Annotated in this window: 18 protein-coding genes; 7 read left to right on the top strand and 11 right to left on the bottom strand. The window is 50.5% G+C overall.

Annotated features, from left to right (window positions below; translation table 11 throughout):
- Positions 1–12 precede the first annotated feature (12 nt).
- Positions 13–1218: a hypothetical protein gene (locus P8J86_10880; GenBank protein MDG2055198.1), complete on the top strand. Its 1206-nt coding sequence runs from the start codon at positions 13–15 to the stop codon at positions 1216–1218.
- On the opposite strand, the gene P8J86_10875 is transcribed toward P8J86_10880, so the two are convergent.
- Positions 1164–2273, bottom strand: a complete 1110-nt coding sequence (locus P8J86_10875; GenBank protein MDG2055197.1) for an amidohydrolase family protein — start codon at positions 2271–2273, stop codon at positions 1164–1166. The genes P8J86_10880 and P8J86_10875 overlap by 55 nt on opposite strands.
- Before the next feature lie 6 nt (positions 2274–2279).
- Between P8J86_10875 and P8J86_10870 the strand changes: the two genes are divergently transcribed.
- A complete protein-coding gene (locus tag P8J86_10870; GenBank protein ID MDG2055196.1) occupies positions 2280–3404 on the top strand; it encodes a glycosyltransferase in 1125 nt (374 codons plus the stop codon).
- A 273-nt stretch (positions 3405–3677) separates the two neighbouring features.
- Here P8J86_10870 and P8J86_10865 read toward each other — a convergent pair whose 3' ends face one another.
- The 3 genes from P8J86_10865 to P8J86_10855 form a co-directional block, all read right to left on the bottom strand.
- A complete protein-coding gene (locus tag P8J86_10865) occupies positions 3678–4157 on the bottom strand; it encodes a hypothetical protein (protein ID MDG2055195.1) in 480 nt (159 codons plus the stop codon).
- A gap of 299 nt (positions 4158–4456) precedes the next feature.
- Positions 4457–4678: a carbon storage regulator gene (locus P8J86_10860; protein MDG2055194.1), complete on the bottom strand. Its 222-nt coding sequence runs from the start codon at positions 4676–4678 to the stop codon at positions 4457–4459.
- A 136-nt stretch (positions 4679–4814) separates the two neighbouring features.
- Complete coding sequence (locus tag P8J86_10855) at positions 4815–5087, bottom strand: NifU family protein (protein MDG2055193.1); 273 nt, start codon at positions 5085–5087, stop codon at positions 4815–4817.
- Positions 5088–5174: 87 nt separating this feature from the next.
- Between P8J86_10855 and P8J86_10850 the strand changes: the two genes are divergently transcribed.
- From P8J86_10850 to P8J86_10835, 4 genes are all read left to right on the top strand, one after another.
- On the top strand, positions 5175–6638 hold the full coding sequence (locus P8J86_10850; protein ID MDG2055192.1) for a hypothetical protein: 1464 nt from the start codon (positions 5175–5177) through the stop codon (positions 6636–6638).
- 31 nt (positions 6639–6669) lie between these two features.
- Positions 6670–8193, top strand: coding sequence for a M48 family metallopeptidase (locus P8J86_10845; protein ID MDG2055191.1), 1524 nt, complete (start codon positions 6670–6672; stop codon positions 8191–8193).
- Entirely contained in the window at positions 8190–9149 is a 960-nt protein-coding gene (gene dapF / locus P8J86_10840; GenBank protein MDG2055190.1) for a diaminopimelate epimerase, read from the top strand. The genes P8J86_10845 and dapF overlap by 4 nt, the downstream gene beginning before the upstream one ends.
- A gap of 229 nt (positions 9150–9378) precedes the next feature.
- Entirely contained in the window at positions 9379–10272 is an 894-nt protein-coding gene (locus P8J86_10835; protein ID MDG2055189.1) for a hypothetical protein, read from the top strand.
- Here the strand turns inward: P8J86_10835 and P8J86_10830 are convergent.
- Positions 10261–10983 carry a hypothetical protein gene (locus P8J86_10830; GenBank protein ID MDG2055188.1) on the bottom strand — a complete coding sequence of 241 codons (723 nt, stop codon included), beginning with the start codon at positions 10981–10983 and terminating at the stop codon, positions 10261–10263. The genes P8J86_10835 and P8J86_10830 overlap by 12 nt on opposite strands.
- A gap of 55 nt (positions 10984–11038) precedes the next feature.
- Here P8J86_10830 and tilS point away from each other — a divergent pair, with 55 nt between their 5' ends.
- Positions 11039–12127: a tRNA lysidine(34) synthetase TilS gene (tilS, locus tag P8J86_10825; protein ID MDG2055187.1), complete on the top strand. Its 1089-nt coding sequence runs from the start codon at positions 11039–11041 to the stop codon at positions 12125–12127.
- Here tilS and serS read toward each other — a convergent pair.
- The 6 genes from serS to P8J86_10795 all read right to left on the bottom strand — a co-directional run bounded on the left by serS (position 12124) and on the right by P8J86_10795 (position 20274).
- Positions 12124–13518, bottom strand: a complete 1395-nt coding sequence (serS, locus tag P8J86_10820) for a serine--tRNA ligase (protein MDG2055186.1) — start codon at positions 13516–13518, stop codon at positions 12124–12126. The two genes, tilS and serS, sit on opposite strands and share 4 nt — an antisense overlap.
- Positions 13519–13565: 47 nt before the next feature.
- Positions 13566–14219, bottom strand: a complete 654-nt coding sequence (locus P8J86_10815) for a hypothetical protein (GenBank protein MDG2055185.1) — start codon at positions 14217–14219, stop codon at positions 13566–13568.
- Between the two features lie 88 nt (positions 14220–14307).
- Positions 14308–15162 (bottom strand): NAD(+)/NADH kinase, encoded by an 855-nt coding sequence (locus P8J86_10810; protein ID MDG2055184.1) that lies wholly within the window; start codon positions 15160–15162, stop codon positions 14308–14310.
- Positions 15159–16106 (bottom strand): ABC transporter ATP-binding protein, encoded by a 948-nt coding sequence (locus P8J86_10805; GenBank protein MDG2055183.1) that lies wholly within the window; start codon positions 16104–16106, stop codon positions 15159–15161. Before P8J86_10805 ends, P8J86_10810 begins: the two co-directional genes overlap by 4 nt.
- Positions 16107–16275: 169 nt before the next feature.
- Positions 16276–18756, bottom strand: a complete 2481-nt coding sequence (locus tag P8J86_10800; protein ID MDG2055182.1) for a hypothetical protein — start codon at positions 18754–18756, stop codon at positions 16276–16278.
- Between the two features lie 108 nt (positions 18757–18864).
- Complete coding sequence (locus P8J86_10795; protein ID MDG2055181.1) at positions 18865–20274, bottom strand: dipeptidase; 1410 nt, start codon at positions 20272–20274, stop codon at positions 18865–18867.
- Positions 20275–20311: the final 37 nt, after the last annotated feature.

Genomic DNA, 20311 nt, shown 5'->3' with positions numbered 1-20311 from the left:
GTGAGATAGCGCGTGCTTTCAGTATTGCATCTAGTCGATCCATCCTCACCCGGGGGGGGTGCCTTCACACTCCGCATGATTGCAGATCTTATTGACCGCGATCAGAGTGCAAATCATCGTGTTCTCATTCTTGGCAATCAAACGCATGTCAGACTGGCTGAGCGATGTGGCCTGCGACCAGTAGGGTCTATTTGTGCCCCACGTGGTGTGCGATTAGCAGAGCGATCGCTTCGGCAGTGGCTCTATGCTGCGGGACGCGTTGACATCATTCATGCTTGGACGATTGCATCTGCAGTGATGGGACGCGCTGCTTGTGATGGCTTGCGGGCGGTTGCCTTCACGGCCAGTATTGGCCCGGTCCGCAGTGTTCCCACAATTCGGTGGCTGACGCAGGTTGCAGATGGCGGTGTGCGAATGATGGTGATGTCTGCGTCCATTCAACAAGAATACGCTGCACTGGGATTATCGTCATGTGATATGAAGGTCGTGCCACCTTCGATTGACCCACATTTGATCGATACGTCCAATCGAGCTGAACTCCGCGCTAAGTGGGGTATTGATGATGACACATTTCTTGTCGGTCTTATGGCTGAACCGCTGCGTAGTGGTGATGCACAAAGAGCAGTCTCTGCAGTCGGGCGGGTTGCCTACTCAGGGCACAAGGTTGGCCTACTTGTACATCCCGGCGCAAAGAATAGTACGTCTGCCAGGCAATGGTCAGAGCGATCGATGCCAGGCGTTCGTGATGTTGTTGTGTTTGAGGAAGGACTTGCTGAGCCGTGGAATATTCTCAGTGGTTTAGACGGCGCGCTCATGCTTGGCCTGCCTTGTTGTGACGTGACGTACCACCCATCACTCACGCAGTTATCTCTGAGTGGAGCCAGTCAGCCAGATCTTGGCCAGCCAGGGGTGATGCCACTGTTATGGTCGATGGTTGCTGGGCTGCCCGTGATTACTGATGCAACACCAGCAGCTGATTTATTAGTGCGGGACGGAAGTTCAGGCCTCACTAACAAAAATCCAGACATCAACTGTATTTGTCGCCACTTATTGAAGCTGGTTGAAGATCCATCTTTGGCCGCCTCGATCGGCCAAGCGGCGAGAAACCGAGCTAAAGGTTTGTGTGCACCCCAACGTTTCGTTGAGCGTGTGCATGAAGTCTATCAGTCGTTTGAGCAAGCGCCTTTGCCCAGTAGTAGTGCTGTTGCCGCGTCGTGATAAACACTTTTGAGTAAGTGATCAGGGAGGGCCATTCCGCAGAGTGTGGGGCCATCCAACGGTGACGAGCCCTCGGGGTCGATGAGCGCGAGATCAGGATCAGCAATTGGTGAAGGAATTTTAAGATCGCTTTCGAAGAGCGTTCTTAAGGCCCAATAGCGACTTGCATAGAGATCAATTGCATCCTGCTTGTTGTTTGCTTTTAGGCTGTAAGCAGTCGCGTCCTCTTCAGGAGGCTGAAGATGTTGGTCGGATGTGAGAATATCCGAACCAAAGAGAATGCGTCCTTGGAAGTGTGTGATGAAATCACGAAAGTGACTCGGTTCATGCTTACTGATTTCTCGCACCATCCATTTTGTCGCACTTGTATCCAAATGACAATTGGGGTGTTGTTCTAGTAATTCCGTCAAGAATTCTAGATCTTCTGGCCAGCCACCCAGGTGAGCGATAATCCACGGTTGTGTAAACCTATCTAAAACATGACGCAAGGGTCTGTACTGATCAAGCTTCGTACCGAATTGCGATGCATCTTTGTATCGCGTTTGAAACCAGGTGTCAGGATCAGCTACATGAGCCATGAGAATCATGTCCAGACTCGTGGCTAGTTCCATTGCAGCGATGCGAGCGGGGGCATCAAGATTCATAAAATCTGGATCACCGATTGACTTCCCGTATTCACGCGCCCCGGGGGCCGCCCAGAATTTAGCAATGCGGACACCTTTCTGGTGATAGGCTTCAATTCGTCGGAGATATCCCTCTCCAAAATGCCAACGATGATCTGGATCTCGGAAGTTGGGGACGGCGATAAACGCTACCTTCTCACCTAACACTGAGCGGACCACCTCAATCTCATCCAGATCGGTCATGGAAAAGGTCATTCCAATGCCGTAGAGGCGGGCAATCTCCTTGTATAGAAGGCATGCCGATGCTCCAGAGAGGTGGGTGTGAACGTCGATGATGGGGTAAGGCAGCTTCTGGAAAGAAGCAGCCTGGGCATGATAGTCAAGGTCAAGTCGGTTGGAAGTCGTGGGATGGGGGGATACTGTGTGGGACATTCGCTGATGATACGTCTTTCTGACCAATTTGAGATCGTTCTTGCCCATGATTGGTTGGTGGGCTTACGTGGTGGTGAGTGGGTTCTCGATCAACTTGCACAAATGACAGGGCCAACAAAGCTCTACACAATGGTCTCAAATGGACAGCCATTGACCGATGCAATCGATGCATGTGAGGTGATCACATCATCTCTGCAAAGGTTGCCAGGCGCTGCTGGCCGCTGTCGCCGTTGGTATTTGCCACTGATGCCAAGGGCGGTCACCCAAATGAAGGTGGCGCCGTGCGATCTCATCATTTCAACTTCTTCGGCGTTCATTAAGTCCATTCCAGTTCCATCTGGAGCCGCCCACCTGTGCTATTGTCACTCGCCGGCGCGGTATTTGTGGGAACAGACCCATGATTATGCTCAAGGGCAGGGGGGGCGTTTGCGTTCTTTGGGGCTGAGCTTTACTGGTCCACGTCTTCGGAGTTGGGATAAAAAAACTTCAGCAAGCGTCACAAAGTTTCTTGCAAACTCACAACATACGGCTCATCGGATTGAACGGTGCTACGGCCGAAAGGCACAGGTGTGTTACCCTCCAGTTCGTGTTGGTTACTTTACGCCCGACGAGAACATTGAGCGTCAGCCTTGGTGGTTAGTCGTGGCGGCACTGGAGCCGTATAAGCGCACTGACTTAGTTATTGACGCAGCTCGGCGCGGTGGCTTTGCGCTCAAGGTGGCTGGTAGTGGTTCGCAGTTCGAAGAGCTACGACGGCATGCTCCTGAGCATGTTGAGTTTCTAGGACGCGTCACGGACGAGCACCTTCGCCAGCTCTATCGCCAAGCCAGAGGACTCATATTCCCACAGTTGGAGGACTTTGGAATTATCGCCGTCGAAGCACAGGCATCTGGATGCCCAGTGCTCGCGTTTGGTGAAGGTGGGGCATTGGAAATCGTGACGCCCGAAACGGGGTGGCTATTCAATGATGTCACCGCCCATGGTATTGCTGGAGCGGTCAAAGCTGCTGCCGCAGATCAACGTGATAGCAAGGCTTGCGTTGCCAATGCGCAACGCTTCTCCCCATCTGTTTTCGAACAGTCAATTGCGGATGCAGTTGATGCATTGATGCGGGTAAAGAAAGGCTCGTGACATGTGGTGGGCACGTCACGAGCGAAAGGGAAGGAGTTCTTCTCTTAACTTTCCCTTGTCCCGCGAGTAGGCCTCAGAGAGGCCTTCTCACGGAGACACGGTGCAGGGCTTGATCAAAAGACCAAGCATCGTGAAAGCGAAACGGGAGCACCGGCCATCCATGGCCGGTGTATGCTGTCGGGCGTCCTTGCCCGCTTTATCCCGCGCCCCGTTCGGGTGGTGGGTGCGAACGGAGCTTATCTTGCACGGAATGGATCTTGAACCGTTTGGGGCTCAAGAGCCTGTTTCAGAACCAGGCTGCTGCTGACGGAGTGCTTCTCGGGCGCGAAGCATGATGCTTCTCTGTTGACCGAGCTGCTTGTCGAGCTGCTGTTGCCAATTTGCAGGGTTGTGTAATTCCAGATGGTCTTTGACCCCCAGGATCATGATGGAGGGGCCAAGTTTGAAGTGATCCACCAATCGTTGCGGAAGGCGTATTCGATTGGTTGAGTCGATTTCTAGATGGGTCGCTTGGGAGAAGAGCAGCTGCTCGTAGAGCATTTGTTCTTCGGTTGGTAGGAGGGATTGCTCGAGCGCGCCCGACATTGCTTCGAAAACACGTTGGGGCCAGAGCCAGGGAACATCGTTGGGACCAGGTGCTAAATAGAACCCCGTCCCGTGGCGAGCTGGATCCAACGCGGCACGAATATCCGACGGAATCGCCAAGCGATGCTTGGCATCGAGATTGTGTTCGTACTGTCCTGTAAAGAGCACGCATTGGACCTCTCGTGACTGTCATTCAATGTTTGGGATCTTAACCCACTATGACCCACTTCGCAACACTTTGCCACTGAAAAGGTCATTTATGCTCCCTAAATGGTGGAAAATGCGCAACAGCCGATAAATATGGTCATGGAATCACAAAAATTCAGCAGCCCCGCGACGGCGGGGCTGCTTTTTGCATCAGCAGATATCTTCAACGCAGGAATCATCTACCACTACTTACTTGTAGTGTCCTACATGAGAAGCGTTTTTGTTCGATTATCTTGGATGGAAGTATCGGGCGTTGGTACTTAGCTACCGCCGGAAGCAGGGCGAATTGAACCGACAACGTGGGGTTTATCAGCCAAAATCTGATCAGCGACTTCGCGCCGATGTACCTCTATTTCGCGGGGAAAATCGAAGGCCAGCCTAATTCGATCACCTTTGATTGAAACGATCCGTACAACCCCAACTGGGCTTGAAGGATCTCCAATCACCACCTCTTCCCCTTCGCGTCGCGTAATAACGAGCATGTGCCGGACCTCCTGCCCATGAATTGCCTAGCGCCCTCGTGCACTAGTCCACCAACGCATAGGGTACATCACCACAGGCGTTATCCAAAGGGGCAAAGAGCCGGTTCACAGTAAATTTTAGAGATAAAAAACGATTCTAATCAATTGCAACCACTGAGGTTACGCCTGGAACAAGGTTTTTTAGATTTCTCTCGATGCCGCCATGTAAGGTGCTCGCACGGCTTGGGCAGTCGACGCAGGCGGCTTTGAAGCGAATTTCCACCACGCCTTCAGGTCGGACATCAATCAAGTCAAAGTCGCCACCATCGGCCTGTACTGCTGGTCGGATCAATTCCAGTACATGTTCAACGGAGGCTCGCAGGTCACCGCCTGATTGGGCGCTCGACTCTTCATGTGAGGTTGCATTCATTGCTTGGATCTCCGTGGACTTGGGGCTGCATCATAGTACTCACCATTACAAAGGGCCACTTTCAATTTGCACCGCTACACTACGGGCATGGTGAGAACTACTGCATGGAGGCGTTCACGCTGGTCGGTTTGCTCCTTTCAAGGGCTGGCCGCTGGATTCGTCATTCTGGTGATCGCAGGATGTGGCCCCAAGACGTTTGATGATCCAGTCACCGTGCTGCGATCGCCAGATCGGTCACCCTACGATCATGAAGATGCGATGATTCAACTTGATGTGACGCCTGATAACGAGGCCTATCACGAAGTGCTCCGGCGAATGATCTGGAAAAGTGGTTTCGCAATTGATACCAAGCGGGCTGCTTTTGATCGTCTTGAACAAAATGATCTCGAAGGCCTCAAGCGTACGATTCGTTTGCAGCTTCCTCGGATGACGACGATCACCTGGCTTGAGATACTTTGTCAACTTATTGAGGAACATGGTTGGCGTGATTTGAGTCCGGCGTTGGTGAGCAGTTGGTCACGTGAGGCGCAGGTTTGGGGCCCCGATGAAGAAACTCGTCCTGAGTACCTCGCACTCGTAGGATTGCACGGAGAAGATCAAGTCATTGATGTGGTCTTTGAAATGTTCAAATCGTCTGACACTGCTCGGGAAAGAGGCCTGCGCGAACGTTCTTGGACACTGCTCCATCGTTTGGGAGAGCGGGAGCGGCTTGTTGAACTCGTTGCTCAGCCTCTGCCCGAAGATAGCAACGATGGAATGTTGCTGGATCTACAATCGGGTGCTCAAGATCTAGGCATTCTGCCACGAAATCGTGAAGAGATTCTGTGGATGCGAAAGCTCAGAGATCCATCACGTTCTCTTTTCTGGAAAGAAGCATCTGGAGCGGTGAAGCTGATGCCACAATCAGAGCGCGTCAATTTGGAGTTGCGCACGCTTCCAGTTGTTGTTGCGGCTGCTCGGCATAGGCCTGAGTTACTGGTTGAGGATACAACATCTCTATACAGCGATCTTTCGAATCAATTGGATCAACGTAAACACTATGGCTACTCCCGCACATTCAAGGGTTTTAGAGGCGACTCTCCGCAGCGTCTTAATGAATTCTCAGAGAAGCTGAATTGGGGTGATTTGGCAGCGATGCACATTGCGATCGAAGCAATGTCTGTGCCAGAGCTTGTTGGCCATATGTTCGACTACGCTGATCGAGATAAGCAGGATGCGACAACGGAGTATGGTGGTGTCATCAATCTCGATGTTCAGGGTCGATTTCAGATATTGGAGTTCACCCCACGTAACCGCCGTCATGATGAGATGTTTGTCGCTTCTCAGGAAATGTTTGATGCTGGGTACACCTCCCCTTATCACTTTCATCTGCACGTCCAGCAACACGACAATAAAGAATTCGCAGGGCCGGGGCATGGTGATTTGAATTATGCAGATAACACGCGAACAAATTGTCTCGTGTTTACTTTTGTTGACGAAGACACACTAAATGTTGATTTCTATCGCCATAGCGGTGTTGTTGTAGACCTCGGCGTTATCAAGCGGCCATAGCGAAGCCTGTGTTTGTTTCTGTGGAGCATTCATGCAGCTCTTTTCAGTGCTTTTGGTAGCAGTTGTGATGGCTGTCGATGGCGGCTTGCAGATGTCATTGGAATCATCTCCAGTGACGGGCTGGTACGCCATGGCGGTTGCGGTTGTGCCAACACTGTTATTGGTTGCGGCTGCAGCGATTGCTATTCAAGTTGTGCGGCGTGCGATGGATCAGCAAGGATCTGTCAAGGCTTTACGGTGGGGTGATCGCATTATGCGACTCACTCGCTCTGGTGTATTAGTGATGTTCATTGTGTCGGTGGTCATGTTTGAGTGGTTGACAACCGTGCGCCATGTGACCGGGGACTTGGTTCTATTAGATGAAATTCTAGTGCTGTCTGTGCCTATTGGTGCAATGGTACTTCTTTGGGTGTTCTGGTATCCAATTGAGAGGCGCATGCGAGAGGCGGTCTTAATCAGGCAACTCGACATGGGCGGATCGATTCGGCCACTTCCAACGCGCGGTTCGTACGTGCTCTGGAAGCTTCGGACAAATGTGCTCTTATTGCTGGTCCCTTTACTGTTGATTGTGGCAGCCAGTGAAATTGTTGAGCATGCTTTGGGTGTATCAGACGGGAGCACGACCTGGATTGTGGAAGGTGTAACAATAATTGTTGCAGCGTCTATTTTTACGTTGAGTCCTCTTGTAGCAAAGTTTATTTTGGGTTTAAAACCACTGCCAGAAGGTGAGTTACGTACAGAACTGTTACTCCTTTGCAAAACGCACAGCGTGAAGGTGCGAGAGATCATGCTCTGGCAAACTGGGGGCTCGATGATCAATGCAGCCGTGATGGGTATTGTTGCACCGCTGCGATACATCATGCTGACTGATACGCTTCTTGAAGTACTGAATCGTCCACAAGTGTTGGCTGTCATGGCTCATGAGATTGGTCATGTTCGTCGCAGACATATTCCTTGGTTTTTGGTTTGCTTTGTCGCGATCGCAACGGTGCTTGATTTAGTGAGTCTTGGATTAATTCGATGGGTATTGCCTGAACCAAATATGGTTGTGCAGGGTGCAGAGATGCAGCTCGTTGCTGGTTGGGGCGATTCTGGCGTGCAAGTGGGGCTCCTTGTTGGTGCACTGGTGGTGATTATGTTGCTGTTTGGCTGGATCTCTCGCCGTTTTGAGCGGCAAGCGGATACGTTTGCATCACAGCATTTTGCGTTACACATCAGGGAATCGAGTGAAGCGATGGGTCAGATCAGTGAAGCCGCAGTGGTGCCAATGGCAACGGCATTGGCTCGTATCACAGAGTTTCATGCGCTGAATCCACGCGGAAGAAGTTGGCGACACGGATCGATCGCATGGAGGCAGGGGTATTTGGAATCATTAGTGGGAAAGCGAGCAGATGCATTGCCTATTGATCGAACAGTGCGGCGTATCAAGTTGAGTGCAATTGCAGTTCTGTTCTTGGCATTAGTATTGCGTGTTCTTTGGACGATTGGATATGAACAAGATGTGTCTATACAAGCTCTTTCAAAAACAGCGACGCTGATTGGAAATATCTTATGACCCGATCATTTTCAAAAATGCATGGCCTTGGTAATTCTTACATCTTCGTGTCAACGTTTGAATCGGTATTGATATCACCTGAAACACTAGCTGTTGCCGTGAGTGATCGAAATCGAGGCATTGGTTCAGATGGGCTTATTGTCATCGGGCCAGGAGACGATTCCTCACACGTGAGTATGCACATTTATAATGCCGATGGTAGTGCAGCGGAGATGTGTGGGAACGGTATCCGTTGTGCATGCAAGTATGTATATGAGCGAGATCTATGTCGGGCAAACCCGATGGTTTTTTCGACGCCAGCTGGTTTGCGACGTGTATGGTACGAAGCCAATGAACAGGGTTTGATTCATGAAGCTCAGGTTGAAATGGGCATTCCTAAGTTTGGTATTGATGCTATTGCCTTGGATCAGCGCTACGTTGATTTAGATGCAGATGGCCTGGTGTGTTTATTGAATCCTGTTACAGGAAAGCCGTCTCCAGAGATTCCGCCACTGCATTTGGTTTCTATGGGTAACCCACATGCAATCATCTTCGTCGATGCTCTGGACCTCATCGATATGTCTACTTTGGGACCTTGCATTGAAAAGCACCCTGCATTTCCTGAGCGTATTAATGTGCATGCAGTTGAGATAAGTCGGGAATTAGCTCAGCGTTCATCGCCGCTGAAGATGTTGACCTGGGAGCGTGGAAGTGGTCTCACTCAGGCTTGTGGCACGGGCGCTGCAGCAGTTTGTGCCGCTGTGGTTGATGCTGGTTATGCGTCTGGGCATATGGAAATCTTGCTGCCAGGGGGGATGCTGGCGCTAAACTGGCCTGGCGGCGATACGGAAGTTTCTCTGCGTGGTGATGCGGTCGAGGTCTGCTCGGGAACGCTGTGTGAGATAGCTGAGCCAGGTGATGCTTGTGCAGTGATGCCTACGACTCACTTTGTCTCAGATCGGCTTCCCCATTCATAAAGAGAAGCTTGGAATTGATGGCTCGATCTCCAATGCTGCGACCTTACTTCAAAGAGAACGCATATCTATGCACTGGCGATGTAGTTCAACTTGTGAAAGGCCTGTCGTGTTTATTACTTAGATGCAGCTGGCTTTGTGGAATCGCTTCATAGATACGAGGAATGATCTGACACAGAAGGTCTGGTTAGGTACTATTTAGGACTCCCAATAATAAATTCCAGAGCATTTCATGTTACGCCAGTTTATTTTCATAATCATCATTGCCACGTTCATGTCATCTGGCTGCCAAGATCGCAATCCGAGCGATACAAGCAGCGGAGGGCAGCTCACTATTAGGCGTATGCCAAAGACTATGACGGTCAGCACACAAAATGGCGATGTGTCAGTACTCGCTGATCCGTCGTTGGACCATGTTGAGATTCTATGGGTGGCCCATCTCTTTAGTGATGATGAATCGAATGAAACCAATGGAACTCAGCGGGCTGAGCTTCACCAAGAATGGTCGCGAAGTGATCATCTTCTCCTTGAGCCGAGGTTCTTCGGCGGCGCCCATCGAGAGAACGGAATGGACTTGATTGTGCACCTGCCAGATCTAAGTGGGCTGACAATTCAAACCCATAATGGAGATGTTCATACCAGAGGTACACAGGGGCAGTTAGCCATTAATAACCGAAGAGGTTCTGTGAGCGTGACCTCCCATGTTGGAGCGGCAAGATTGATCACGTCAAATGGTTCAATCATGGTTAATGGCCAAGTGGGTGATTTGTTGATTCAGACGTCAAATGGGCTGGTTCATGTGCAAGAACTTGCGGGTCAGCCAAGCATCAAGGCAACAAATGCCAGCATTAGCCTTCATCTCAATGAAGATCAGCGAGGCCCCATTTTTCTTGAGACAAGCAACGCACCAATCGCGTTTGAAGTTGGGCCTATGTTTGGTGGTACCATTTTGGCTGAAACGACAAATGCATCTATTCATGTTATTGATTCTGGAGATGCCATTCGTCGAATTTCAGACGGGCAATCTACAAAGCGTATTACGATGTTTGACGCAGGTGAAGCATCTCATGTTAAGACGACGAATGCTGACATTGAGGGTTGCATCGAAGCGGCTTCAGCGGAGTAGTCCGGTAGATCCTGCTTGCGTTTTACGAAGTGCTAAAATCAACTCAATCTTTCCAACCTGCTCATCGAGGGACTGAGCGATTTCCATGGCATTCTGGCCAAGATCAGCTCGGTCGTAAACACACTTGGAGAGTGGGTCAAGCGAAGCAGTGGGTATTGCGGTGTCGGCATTGTCCTCACTGGGAAGCATGCTTGTTGTCATAGGGTGATTTTTGGCATGTTCGAGCTGGGTCGTCAATTCGGCGATTCGTTCGTCAGCCTGATCTAGTAAATACTCAAGTTGCTTCGCTCTATTAGCCATTTGTGTGGCTAGTTTCTGTGACAAGACCTGTAGCTCACCTTGCAAGTGAGCCGTTCCCGTATGCTCTTCGCGCCGCTGTTTGATCTGTGAGATTTGTGTGCGTGGTGGTGGCGTTGCTTGCTTTCGCCGGGTAATGCGGCCTCTCACTTGCCAGAGGCATAAGAGTCCAACGCCCAGCAGTAAAACCACACCTGCCAGCAACATATACTCTGGCAGCCCAAGCTCTTTTTGTGATTCAGCGGTTTCACCATCGAGGCTGGTCTGGAGGGCTCGTTCGGCAGCAATCTCTCGGCCGACATTCAGGCCAGTCATGCCTTGCTCTCGGTCGAGGAGATCTCCAGAAAAGGAAGCGCCAGTGGGGTCCACTGAGGGCCAAGCATCAGTGATTATTTGATCGGTGGTCTGCGGCATCCATGCCTCCTACTCACGAAACGAGTGTTCTTCCATATCCATATCGGAGGAACCAGTGATTCGACTGCAGCATGGTAGTACCATCTGTGAGATGACACCACGATCAGGCTCATGTTCGACACTTCCGTTGGCTGCACGCCGTCATTGGCTGGTTGGTGAGCTCGATGCTGTTCTGACTCGTTTGGAGGTTGATCTTCGTCGGGTGGTCATTGCCTGTAGTGGCGGTGCTGACTCGACAGCGCTGCTCTTGGCTGCAAGTGTAATATCTGACCGATCCGATCAAGTTCAGGATTCAAGGCCTCTCGTGGTCTACGTTCACCATCATCTCCGCTCTGAAGCAGATCAGGAGGCCAAAGATGTGGCCACATTGTCTGATCGCATTGGTATGCCTTTCCGCTGTGTGAATATCAAACCAGCTGAAGAAAAGGGGAGTCTGGCTGCAGCAGCTCGCTCACTTCGCTACAGCAGTCTGCTAGAAGAGGCGAGCCGCGTGGGCGCTCAGGCTGTCTTGACGGCACATCACGCCGATGATCAGCTTGAGACCGTGCTTATGTCCTTAGCAAGAGGGGCAGGTGTTGCCGGCATCAGCGGTATGAGTCAAAAACGTATGCTCAGGTCAGATCGTACGGAGGGGATCATGCTTGTCAGGCCCTTGCTGCATGTGACGCATCAGATACTTTGCGAGTATTGCAGTCTGGCCCAAGTGCCCTGGTCTGAAGATGCAAGCAACCTTGATCCCCAGAGTCCGCGCATTCGTGTCCGCTCAGAAGTGACACCAGTACTCGAATCGATATGGCCTGGAACATCACGTCGTAGTTCAATTACAGCAGAAGTGCTTGAGCAGGCAGCCTTGGCACTAGAAGAAAAAGTGGCGCATATTTTTGGCCCACCGGAAGTCACCAGATGGGCTCGAAGTACGTTGGCTTGTCATCCGAGAGTCTTGGTAGGGATGGGCCTACAGCGAGCGGCTAGACACCTCGGCATCGCACCTGACAGTGTTTGTCAGCGGCAGATGCTGCCTGCAGCTGATGCAATCCGAGACGACGTAGATCGGCCTCGTCAGTTTGATTGGGAAGGTGGTGTGGAAGTTCACATCACGGCAAAGGAAGTCTGGCTGTCCTGTATTGCGGACGGCACTCATTAACGGATTACTTCTTTGCCCCGCATCAACGGCCGAAGTACTTCGGGCACCGTCACTGAACCATCTTGATTTTGGTAAAGCTCAAGTATGGGAATCAGAATGCGTGGACTTGCAACAACGGTATTATTGAGTGAATGACAAATGGCTCGCTGGTCTGCATCGTTGTAGCGGATATTGAGTCGTCTACACTGGTAGTCGTAGAGCCTTGAAGCAGAGTGTGTTTCACCCCAATGTCCTTTTGGCATGCCATCAGCATCCTCATCGCCTCGTGACGGCATCCAGCACTCGATATCAATCATATCTGCATTCTTTGGCCCCAAATCACCGGTGCAGCACTGGAGTAATCGATAGGGCAGTTCAAGTTGTTGCAAAAGTGATTCAACGATTCCCAGCATCGTTTTGTGCCAGGCTCTCGATTCTTCCTCATCCGCTCTGCAAATGACGACTTGTTCAACCTTATCAAACTGGTGAATTCTGTAGAGCCCCGCCGTATCCTTGCCGGCAGCGCCAGCTTCTCGGCGGAAGCAGGTTGAGCAGGTCGCATATTTCAGAGGTAGTTGATCCACATTAAGGATCTCATCTGAATGGAGCGACATCAAGGAAACTTCACCAGTTCCTGTTAGCCACAAGTCATGAGTGCCACCACGATGTTGTTCGTCAACAAGGTAAGCTTGATCCTTACCGTGTGGGAAGAAGGCTGTGCCCTCCATGCTCTGTTCGCGAACGATCACGGGTACGGACACAGGTTGAAAGCCGTGCTCTTCAGTGATGTATTGCAGGGCGAGTTGTAAGATGGCCTGATGTAAACGCATGCCATCGCCGGTTAGGACATAGCTTCGCGAGCCAGCTATTTTTACGCCGCGCTCAAAGTCGGCAAGTCCAAGCGATTTGACAAGTTCGATATGACTCTTGGGTTGGAATCCTTTGTTTTTCTCAAATGTCTTAGCGGGGTCGAACCATGATGGATTCCATGTGCGAAGCTCAACATTTTGATCGGCCGATGCACCAACTGGTACATCTTCGTCAGGCGGCTGCGGTACACACAACCATAAATGGCGCCATTCTGGTTCAAGCGATTTGAGCTGTTCATCAAGGTCATGAATTTCTTGCTTAAGTGCCGCAGGTTTCGCTTCAAGTAATTGGACTTGTGCTTCGAGATCAGGGCGCTGATCATCAGGAGCGGATTTGAGTTGCCCCTTTAGTTTGCCAAGTTGTGGGCCTACTTCTTTTCCAAGTCGTTTTTGTTGGCTGCGGGCTACTTCCTGTCGAGACATGAGCTCACGTCTTTGTTCGTCCAGCAACAGCAGACGATCAATATCGATGTCCATGCCTTTTAGTCGGGCCCCGTTCTTGAAGAGATCAGGATTCGCTCGCAATGCCTTGAGGTCAATCATGGGATGGCATGGTAGCAGCAGTTACAGGCAACGGCATCAGCGGTGTTCTAGCTCCGATTCAAAACGTCATCCAGTAGATCGGCAGGCCAACGCTCAATGAAGCCTTTGGCAAAGTCGATTTTTTCCATGATCTCAGGAGCAGACCATGTTGAATAGCCGTCACAGATCAAGCAGTCACCAGCCTTGATCTCAATTGGTGTGAAGGGTTCGGTCAGAAAGAACTCCATCATTCCCTGGTGTATAAGCCCGTAGGTGAATTGCCTATTCTTGCCTTTGACAAAGAATTTTCGGCTGAACTCACTGGATTCGAAGTCAATATCATCAAAGCCAATAGCAGCTCCAATTTTGTCGAATATAGACTCTGTCCGAACAATCATATCTGGCACATCAATAAAGGGTAGTCTCAAGATGAGATAGCTCAGATGATGTGTGGTTGTTTTCGTCGTCTTCCCATTGTTGCTTGTGACTGAATATTTGTAGTCGCCAATCTGTGCCCGAACATCTTTGCCGCCAATGGTCATTGTTCCAGCAAGCGTGTTATATGCCAGTCGGTCATGACCTTGGGAAAATGTTGTGAAATGCTTAAATGTATCGCTGGTTCTTGGACTCTCACGTTTTGTAAAAGTAAAGCCAATATTAATCGCTAATTGCTTGAGGTTCTTGCGGCGACCAGCAGCTTTCTCAACTGCGATCTTATTCATTGCGACCACCAAAATAACGAACGCCAAAACGAGTAACGGGGACATCATCCAAAAGACAGTAAAAATATTGTCCAAGTATGGCGCCTCGTTAGTTGCTCCGCTGGTGGGGATCAAGTGGAAGATGAGCCCAGCCTAATTTTTCTCGTAATGTCTGCCAGTAATGCAAAGTGGGATTCAAAACCAGAGAGGTTCGTTTGGTATGTCTGCGTACAGTAATTTCGGCATTCGTCTTGAGAGGTATCTGTACTTGGCCATCAAGAACCAGTGTACTACCAGGGTTTGCACGGTAGACCGTGCATTTCAGCGTCTGATCTGCACTGAGCACGATTGGCCGATATGACAGTGTATGAGCGCCCAGTGGCGTGAGGGCGAATGCGTCAAGGGTTTGCTGCACAATAGCGCCGCCAGCTGAAAGATTGTGGGCGGTCGAGCCAATAGGTGTCGCAATGACCAAGCCATCACCCGCCATAATTGGCCCTGGTGACTCATCCACTGCGAGTCCAATCTGAATGACACTGAAAGGTGGTCCACTATGGATGACACAGTCATTTGCTGCGATCATTGGATCGTTGGTATCTTCGTTTGGTTGGGCGACATGAACTGCAAGTAGCATTGGTGATGCGAGACAAGGATTGGGGCCAATAGCGCTTTCAAGATTGTCCTCTAAAGAGGCCACATCAAACTGGGTGAGGAAACCAAGGCGTCCACTATTGACGCCAATGATGGGGACTTCCTTGCCGGCCAATCGTCTGATCTGAGAAATCATGGCGCCATCGCCACCAAGGACCATCGCTCTTTCAATGCCATCTGGTAGTGGGATGTCATGGTCAATTGAACAGTCGATCAGTTCAGCATGATCGCCAACGACCTCATGGATCTTGGCAAGAATTTTTGTTACGCCTGGGCGTTGCTTGTCAGCGAGTAATGCGATGCGAACGGTCATGAGACCAGTCCTCTTGTGAGTCGCATGAAAGCGGTCTCAAGATTCAGTTGCTCAGGTTGCATCGCAGTCAGCCTAAATCCCTGGGCAATCAAGCGATTTGGAAGATCTGACATATCCAAGCCACTCTCAGGATTAATGGTCACGTCAATGCGCGGTTGGTTGTTTTGCCTAGTGAGATCAACCTTTGTGATTCCATCAACGTTCACAAGCAGCTTGGCTGCTTCTTCAGCGCGATCTCTTACGGTGATATGTACAACCTTTCCGACAGCAGCTTGTGCCATAATGTCTTGGACACTCCCCGAGTAGATCAGTTTTCCTTGTTCGATAATTCCGACTGAGGAGCAAAGCTCTGCAAGCTCATGAAGAATGTGGGAACTAATCAGAATAGTCTTACCCATACGACGAAGTTCTTTGAGTAGCTCACGGATTTCAATTCGTGCTCGAGGATCAAGCCCAGACGCTGGTTCATCAAGTAGTAACATCTTGGGATCATGCAGGAGTACGCGAGCAATGGATAGCCGTTGGCTCATTCCTCGGCTCAGACTATTGACATCCGCGTTTGACTTATAGGAGAGATCAGTCAGGTCAAGGACATCGCCGACGACTTGCCGGCGTTTTTTCCCGTGTAAGTTGTAGCACGCAGCAAAGAATTCAAGGTATTCCACAACAACCATGTCTTCGTACGCACCCATAAAGTCAGGCACATAGCCAATGATGGGACGAATGAGACCGTTCTGATATCCAACAACTTTGCCATCAATTCTTGCTTCACCCCAGGTGGGTTTAAGGAGGGTGGCAAGAATTTTAATTGTGGTGGTCTTGCCTGCGCCATTGGGGCCGATGAAACCATAGCACTCTCCCTCCTCAATAGTGAGGTTGAGATTGTCCAGCGCCGTCAGGTCGCCGTACTTCTTCGTCAGGTTGATGGTCTCAACAATGGGCACTGGTTGGTCATCATAATTTATAAAGAGGTTTTAAGGCATCATCGATTGGGTGCCATATAGTAGCCAGCGGGTCGAGAGGGTGGCAACATCAAGAATTCCAGATGGATCTTTCACGGGTGAGGTCACTGGATCTGCCAAGGAAGCTGTGTGAGCCATCTTAGAGTGCTGATTAATTGTCATCTGGTGTGATCTCTTCTTGCCACTGATCAATGGCTGTAGGAAGAGGATAGATCCATCGAAAGAGCGTCAAGCCAGTGCTTGGGATAGCGTCCGGATTACCCTCAAGCTGAATTGGCATCGGTGAAGTGCTGCCTGGCATATAACCCATGATAATAATACATGGCCGCGACAACCATCGGCCTAGATCAAGTGATCGCCCAACCCATCGCTGTACTTGCAGTGCAGGCTCTTCATTTTGGTTTGGTGATTTGAGATAGGTTGGAGGCGTTAGTTGGTTATAAAAACTCAACGCCTCTAGATGCCGACGCCGCACTGAGGGCGCAATATTGCGCAATCCAGAAAAGGCCTGGGTGCTTTTTTGGTAGGCCTTGTAGTAGCTGTCATTTAGAGCTGTTTCAAGTGAGAACGCAGGTGTGGTCGGCAGGCTTAGGTTAATAACTTCGCCCGGTGAAATGGCATCGATTGTCCAGAGATAGCCTCGATCAAGAAGATCGCCTGAATCTCGCATTTGAATCCACGGTTCTCGATCACCGTTGACAAGATTCGTCGCATAGGAGCGAGGTTTATTTCGCTCATTGGTGATCCAGATGATAGAAATATCTTCGAGCTCACTTGGTAGCTCACTAATAATGGCCCCAGCCAAACTGGTTTCCCGTCCATCTTCGTCTGTGATGACCCGTGGCGGATTGCTCGGATCAATTCGTAGCAGCGAGCCCCATTGATCTGGATCGACACCGCCTCGCCATTGGGAAAAGAAGTGAGAAGATGTTGCTCTTGCAGGCACTTGAAATTGACTCTGAGTCTGTCCAACATCGACCTGATAATTTTCTCGATTAGGAAAGCCTTGCCGAATCTCCTTAGGGCCCTTCCAGGGGTAGAGCAGATCTCGATTGTCTGTGGGGTTATTAAGGGAGATTTCTGGATCGCCATACATTGGAAGAAAGACTGTAAACCAGCTACTTGCTCGTTGCTGATGTGCTTCATCTGCGAGCGCAATGTGATCAAGCACTGTGACATGTTGTAGATTTAACTCGCGTCGCTGGAGTATGGAAACACTGCCCCACGTAATTGCAGTAAAAGCAATTGAGCATGCCGCGAAGACGATCCAGGCGTGCTGTGTCATGCGGTAGCGTTTGAGTAAAAAGAATGATCCTGGACCTGCGACAGCCCAATACAACAAGAACAATAAAAGCGCTAATATGAGTCCTTGTCCTGCTCGTTGTTGTAGCTCAGTTGCCTGTGAGAAGAGTTGCCCTTCGCCGAGATCCGTCCAGGTCGGTTGCACAAGGGCGAAACGATCTGCGGCTTTTGTGTCAGCAATTTCTGTTGGTGTCGGCGTGTCAGCACGTCTGCCTAAGACACGGTTCCAGAAGATGTCGGCTTGTGGCAGTGAGGGGAGGCTGCGGGCCAAGTCGCTATCGCTCAAGTCAATGCCAATGACTGTGATTGCTCCAAATCCTAATGGGCGTTCAACAACGATGACTCGTCCATCTTCGAGAGAAATGAGTGGTTGGTATGGCGCAAGGGCCTCAAGAGATTGCTTGTCTTTGCTTGCGAAAACCTGAAGAGCAATTTCCAAATCTGTTTGATTATTTCCAGCATTGATGTCCAACCGTGTCCTGGTTTCAGGCGTCTTGCTCAGAACATCAAGTAGGTTGTTAAGCGGTACATTTTCGTAAGTCCTTGGCGCAACAGGTGGGAGTAACGATCGAAGATAGATGTTGGAATTGTCACCGCGAGCAAGTTCCCATGAATCGACGTTTGGAGGCAGAATGATAATAAGATGCCCACCATTGCGTACATATTGGATGATTGCATCAGAAGTGCGGTCATTGAGTTGATCTGGACCATGTTGGGAATCAGTCATCCAGATGATCGATTCATACTGGCGTAATCCTTCCCAGCGATCGGGGAGATCGATGGGCTGGATGAGTTGGTTAATGACAAGCGGTTCGTGTGCTGCCGGGGATGGCTCGGTGCCCATGGCGTAAGAGAGCTCTGCTAAGCCAGCTGGCATTGGGCCAATGACACCGATCAAGCCTGTACGCGCGGACACAATTCGCATCGAAGGATCGTCAGCGGCTCTGACTGCCGTAGAGGCCAGGAGGTTGCCGCGTTGTCCATCTTCATATTCATGAACATGAATCGTCCATGGGTCCAGGCCATTTTGGTCAATATCAAAGGGAAGTGGGGCGTAGAGCCATATCGACTCTGAGCCAGCCAGGGTGATGACGCGTCCATATTCTGCGATGTCTTGATCTGGATTGGGTACCTCCCAGTGCACCCAAACTTGTCTAGGTTCACCGGTGTTATTGATGAGATCTAATCGAATGGCAGCCAATTCGCCCGCACGGGCAACAGAACCAATGCCAAACTTGTCAAGTTTGATAGAGATATCATCGACTTGGGCGCTGCTTGCAGTGCTGAGCACGAGAAGGGCAAGAGCCATAATGAACCAGCGGATATGCATAAGCGGATTCTAGCCCCATAGCGATGATCACGGCGAGTCGGTGTGATCATCGTTGCTTAATGGGCGACTAAGAGTCTGTTGAATGGGTGATCAGCCGTTTTTTTGAGATCAGCAGGACATTCCCGCAGGGCATTTCGCAAAGTGAGCAATCATGGCCACATGAGAAGCAGCGCCTTTCTCCAGGCAAGTCAATTCAAACTTCTCATTTGGCGAATGAATCCTATCGTCATCAAGGCCAAATCCAACGAGAAGGCAATCAAGATCAAGGATGTCTTTGAAAAAAGCCGCAACTGGTATCGAACCACCGCAGCCAATCAGTACGGCCTCTTTGTCGTAGATTTCAGTGAGTGCTTCACAACATGCATCAACCCAACACGACTCAGTTGGTACTCGAATGGCCGGGGCAACATGCGTCTTCCCGAACTCCCAATGGCAGCCTGGCGGCGTCCGAGCTTCGAAGAATTCTTGTAAAGCAGTTGCAATTTTGTCGCCATCCATACCAGGAACAAGGCGGCAGCTAATCTTAGAAGATGCTTTGGATGCAATGATTGTCTTCCCGCCTTCACCGGTGTAGCCACCAATGATGCCATTAAGGTCGCAGGTAGGACGTGCCCAAATGCGCTCCAGAGCAGAGAAGCCTGCTTCTCCGGTACCCGCGGTCATGCCCACGTCCTTGACGGTTTCTTCTTCGCTGAAACCGAGTTCGGCCCATTGTTGTTTCTGTTGCTCGGTGATCGGAATGATGCCGTCATAGAAGCCAGGAATCTGGATGCGTCCTTCTGCATCAATCAGCTGGCCAAGGGCCAGGGCGAGGCCGTTGATTGGATTTGCAACTGCACCGCCATACATGCCGGAGTGAAGATCATGATCGGGGCCATGGAGTGTGACCTCTGTACTTAGAACACCCCGCAGCATGGTGGTAATCGCTGGTGTATCAATATTCCACATACCAGTGTCACTGATGATGCAGACATCGGCCTTAAGTTCTTCAGCATGTTTGCTTAGGTAGCCTGGCAAGCTATGACTGCCTGACTCTTCTTCTCCTTCAATGAGAACACTGACTTGGAAGGGGAATGTTTCATTGACATCATGCCAGGCTCGTAGTGCTTCAAGGATCGTCCGTACCTGGCCTTTATCATCAACAGCACCACGCGCCACAATGCGCTTTCCGTGTTTTCCATCGAGGATGGTTGGTTCGAACGGGGGTGAATCCCAAAGTTCGAGAGGGTCTGCGGGCTGAACGTCATAGTGTCCGTAATAGAGAATGTGTGGTGCATCACCACCAGGCCCTGGATGATGTGCATAGACAAGAGGTTGGCCTTCTGTTTCGCGCAGTTCCGCCTTCAGTCCACATTCCTTAAGATCATTGACAAGCCATTCAGCGCAAGCTCTTGTATCTTTGTCAAAAGCGGAGTCTGTGCCGACACTCGGAAATCGAAGCACATGACAGAGTCGCTCCAGGCGAGCTTCACTTGTCGTTGCGAGGTGATCTAAGACGGGCTTTGAATCATTTGACATGGGTACTCTCCTGGCCATTGCATATTGACAATCATAA

This window comes from Phycisphaerales bacterium, assembly GCA_029268515.1.
Taxonomy (GTDB): domain Bacteria; phylum Planctomycetota; class Phycisphaerae; order Phycisphaerales; family SM1A02; genus JAQWNP01.
This window is presented reverse-complemented; position numbering and strand designations above follow the sequence as displayed.

Bases quoted from the DNA above. Each gene is read 5' to 3' on its own strand.
- P8J86_10855 (MDG2055193.1), bottom strand. From the start codon at position 5,087: ATGAATGCAACCTCACATGAAGAGTCGAGCGCCCAATCAGGCGGTGAC.
- P8J86_10795 (MDG2055181.1), bottom strand. From the start codon at position 20,274: ATGTCAAATGATTCAAAGCCCGTCTTAGATCACCTCGCAACGACAAGT.
- P8J86_10875 (MDG2055197.1), bottom strand. From the start codon at position 2,273: ATGTCCCACACAGTATCCCCCCATCCCACGACTTCCAACCGACTTGAC.
- P8J86_10810 (MDG2055184.1), bottom strand. From the start codon at position 15,162: ATGACCGTTCGCATCGCATTACTCGCTGACAAGCAACGCCCAGGCGTA.
- P8J86_10830 (MDG2055188.1), bottom strand. From the start codon at position 10,983: ATGCCGCAGACCACCGATCAAATAATCACTGATGCTTGGCCCTCAGTG.
- P8J86_10870 (MDG2055196.1), top strand. From the start codon at position 2,280: ATGATACGTCTTTCTGACCAATTTGAGATCGTTCTTGCCCATGATTGG.
- P8J86_10845 (MDG2055191.1), top strand. From the start codon at position 6,670: ATGCAGCTCTTTTCAGTGCTTTTGGTAGCAGTTGTGATGGCTGTCGAT.
- P8J86_10860 (MDG2055194.1), bottom strand. From the start codon at position 4,678: ATGCTCGTTATTACGCGACGCGAAGGGGAAGAGGTGGTGATTGGAGAT.
- serS (MDG2055186.1), bottom strand. From the start codon at position 13,518: ATGATTGACCTCAAGGCATTGCGAGCGAATCCTGATCTCTTCAAGAAC.
- P8J86_10815 (MDG2055185.1), bottom strand. From the start codon at position 14,219: ATGAATAAGATCGCAGTTGAGAAAGCTGCTGGTCGCCGCAAGAACCTC.
- P8J86_10800 (MDG2055182.1), bottom strand. From the start codon at position 18,756: ATGCATATCCGCTGGTTCATTATGGCTCTTGCCCTTCTCGTGCTCAGC.
- dapF (MDG2055190.1), top strand. From the start codon at position 8,190: ATGACCCGATCATTTTCAAAAATGCATGGCCTTGGTAATTCTTACATC.
- P8J86_10850 (MDG2055192.1), top strand. From the start codon at position 5,175: ATGGTGAGAACTACTGCATGGAGGCGTTCACGCTGGTCGGTTTGCTCC.
- P8J86_10835 (MDG2055189.1), top strand. From the start codon at position 9,379: ATGTTACGCCAGTTTATTTTCATAATCATCATTGCCACGTTCATGTCA.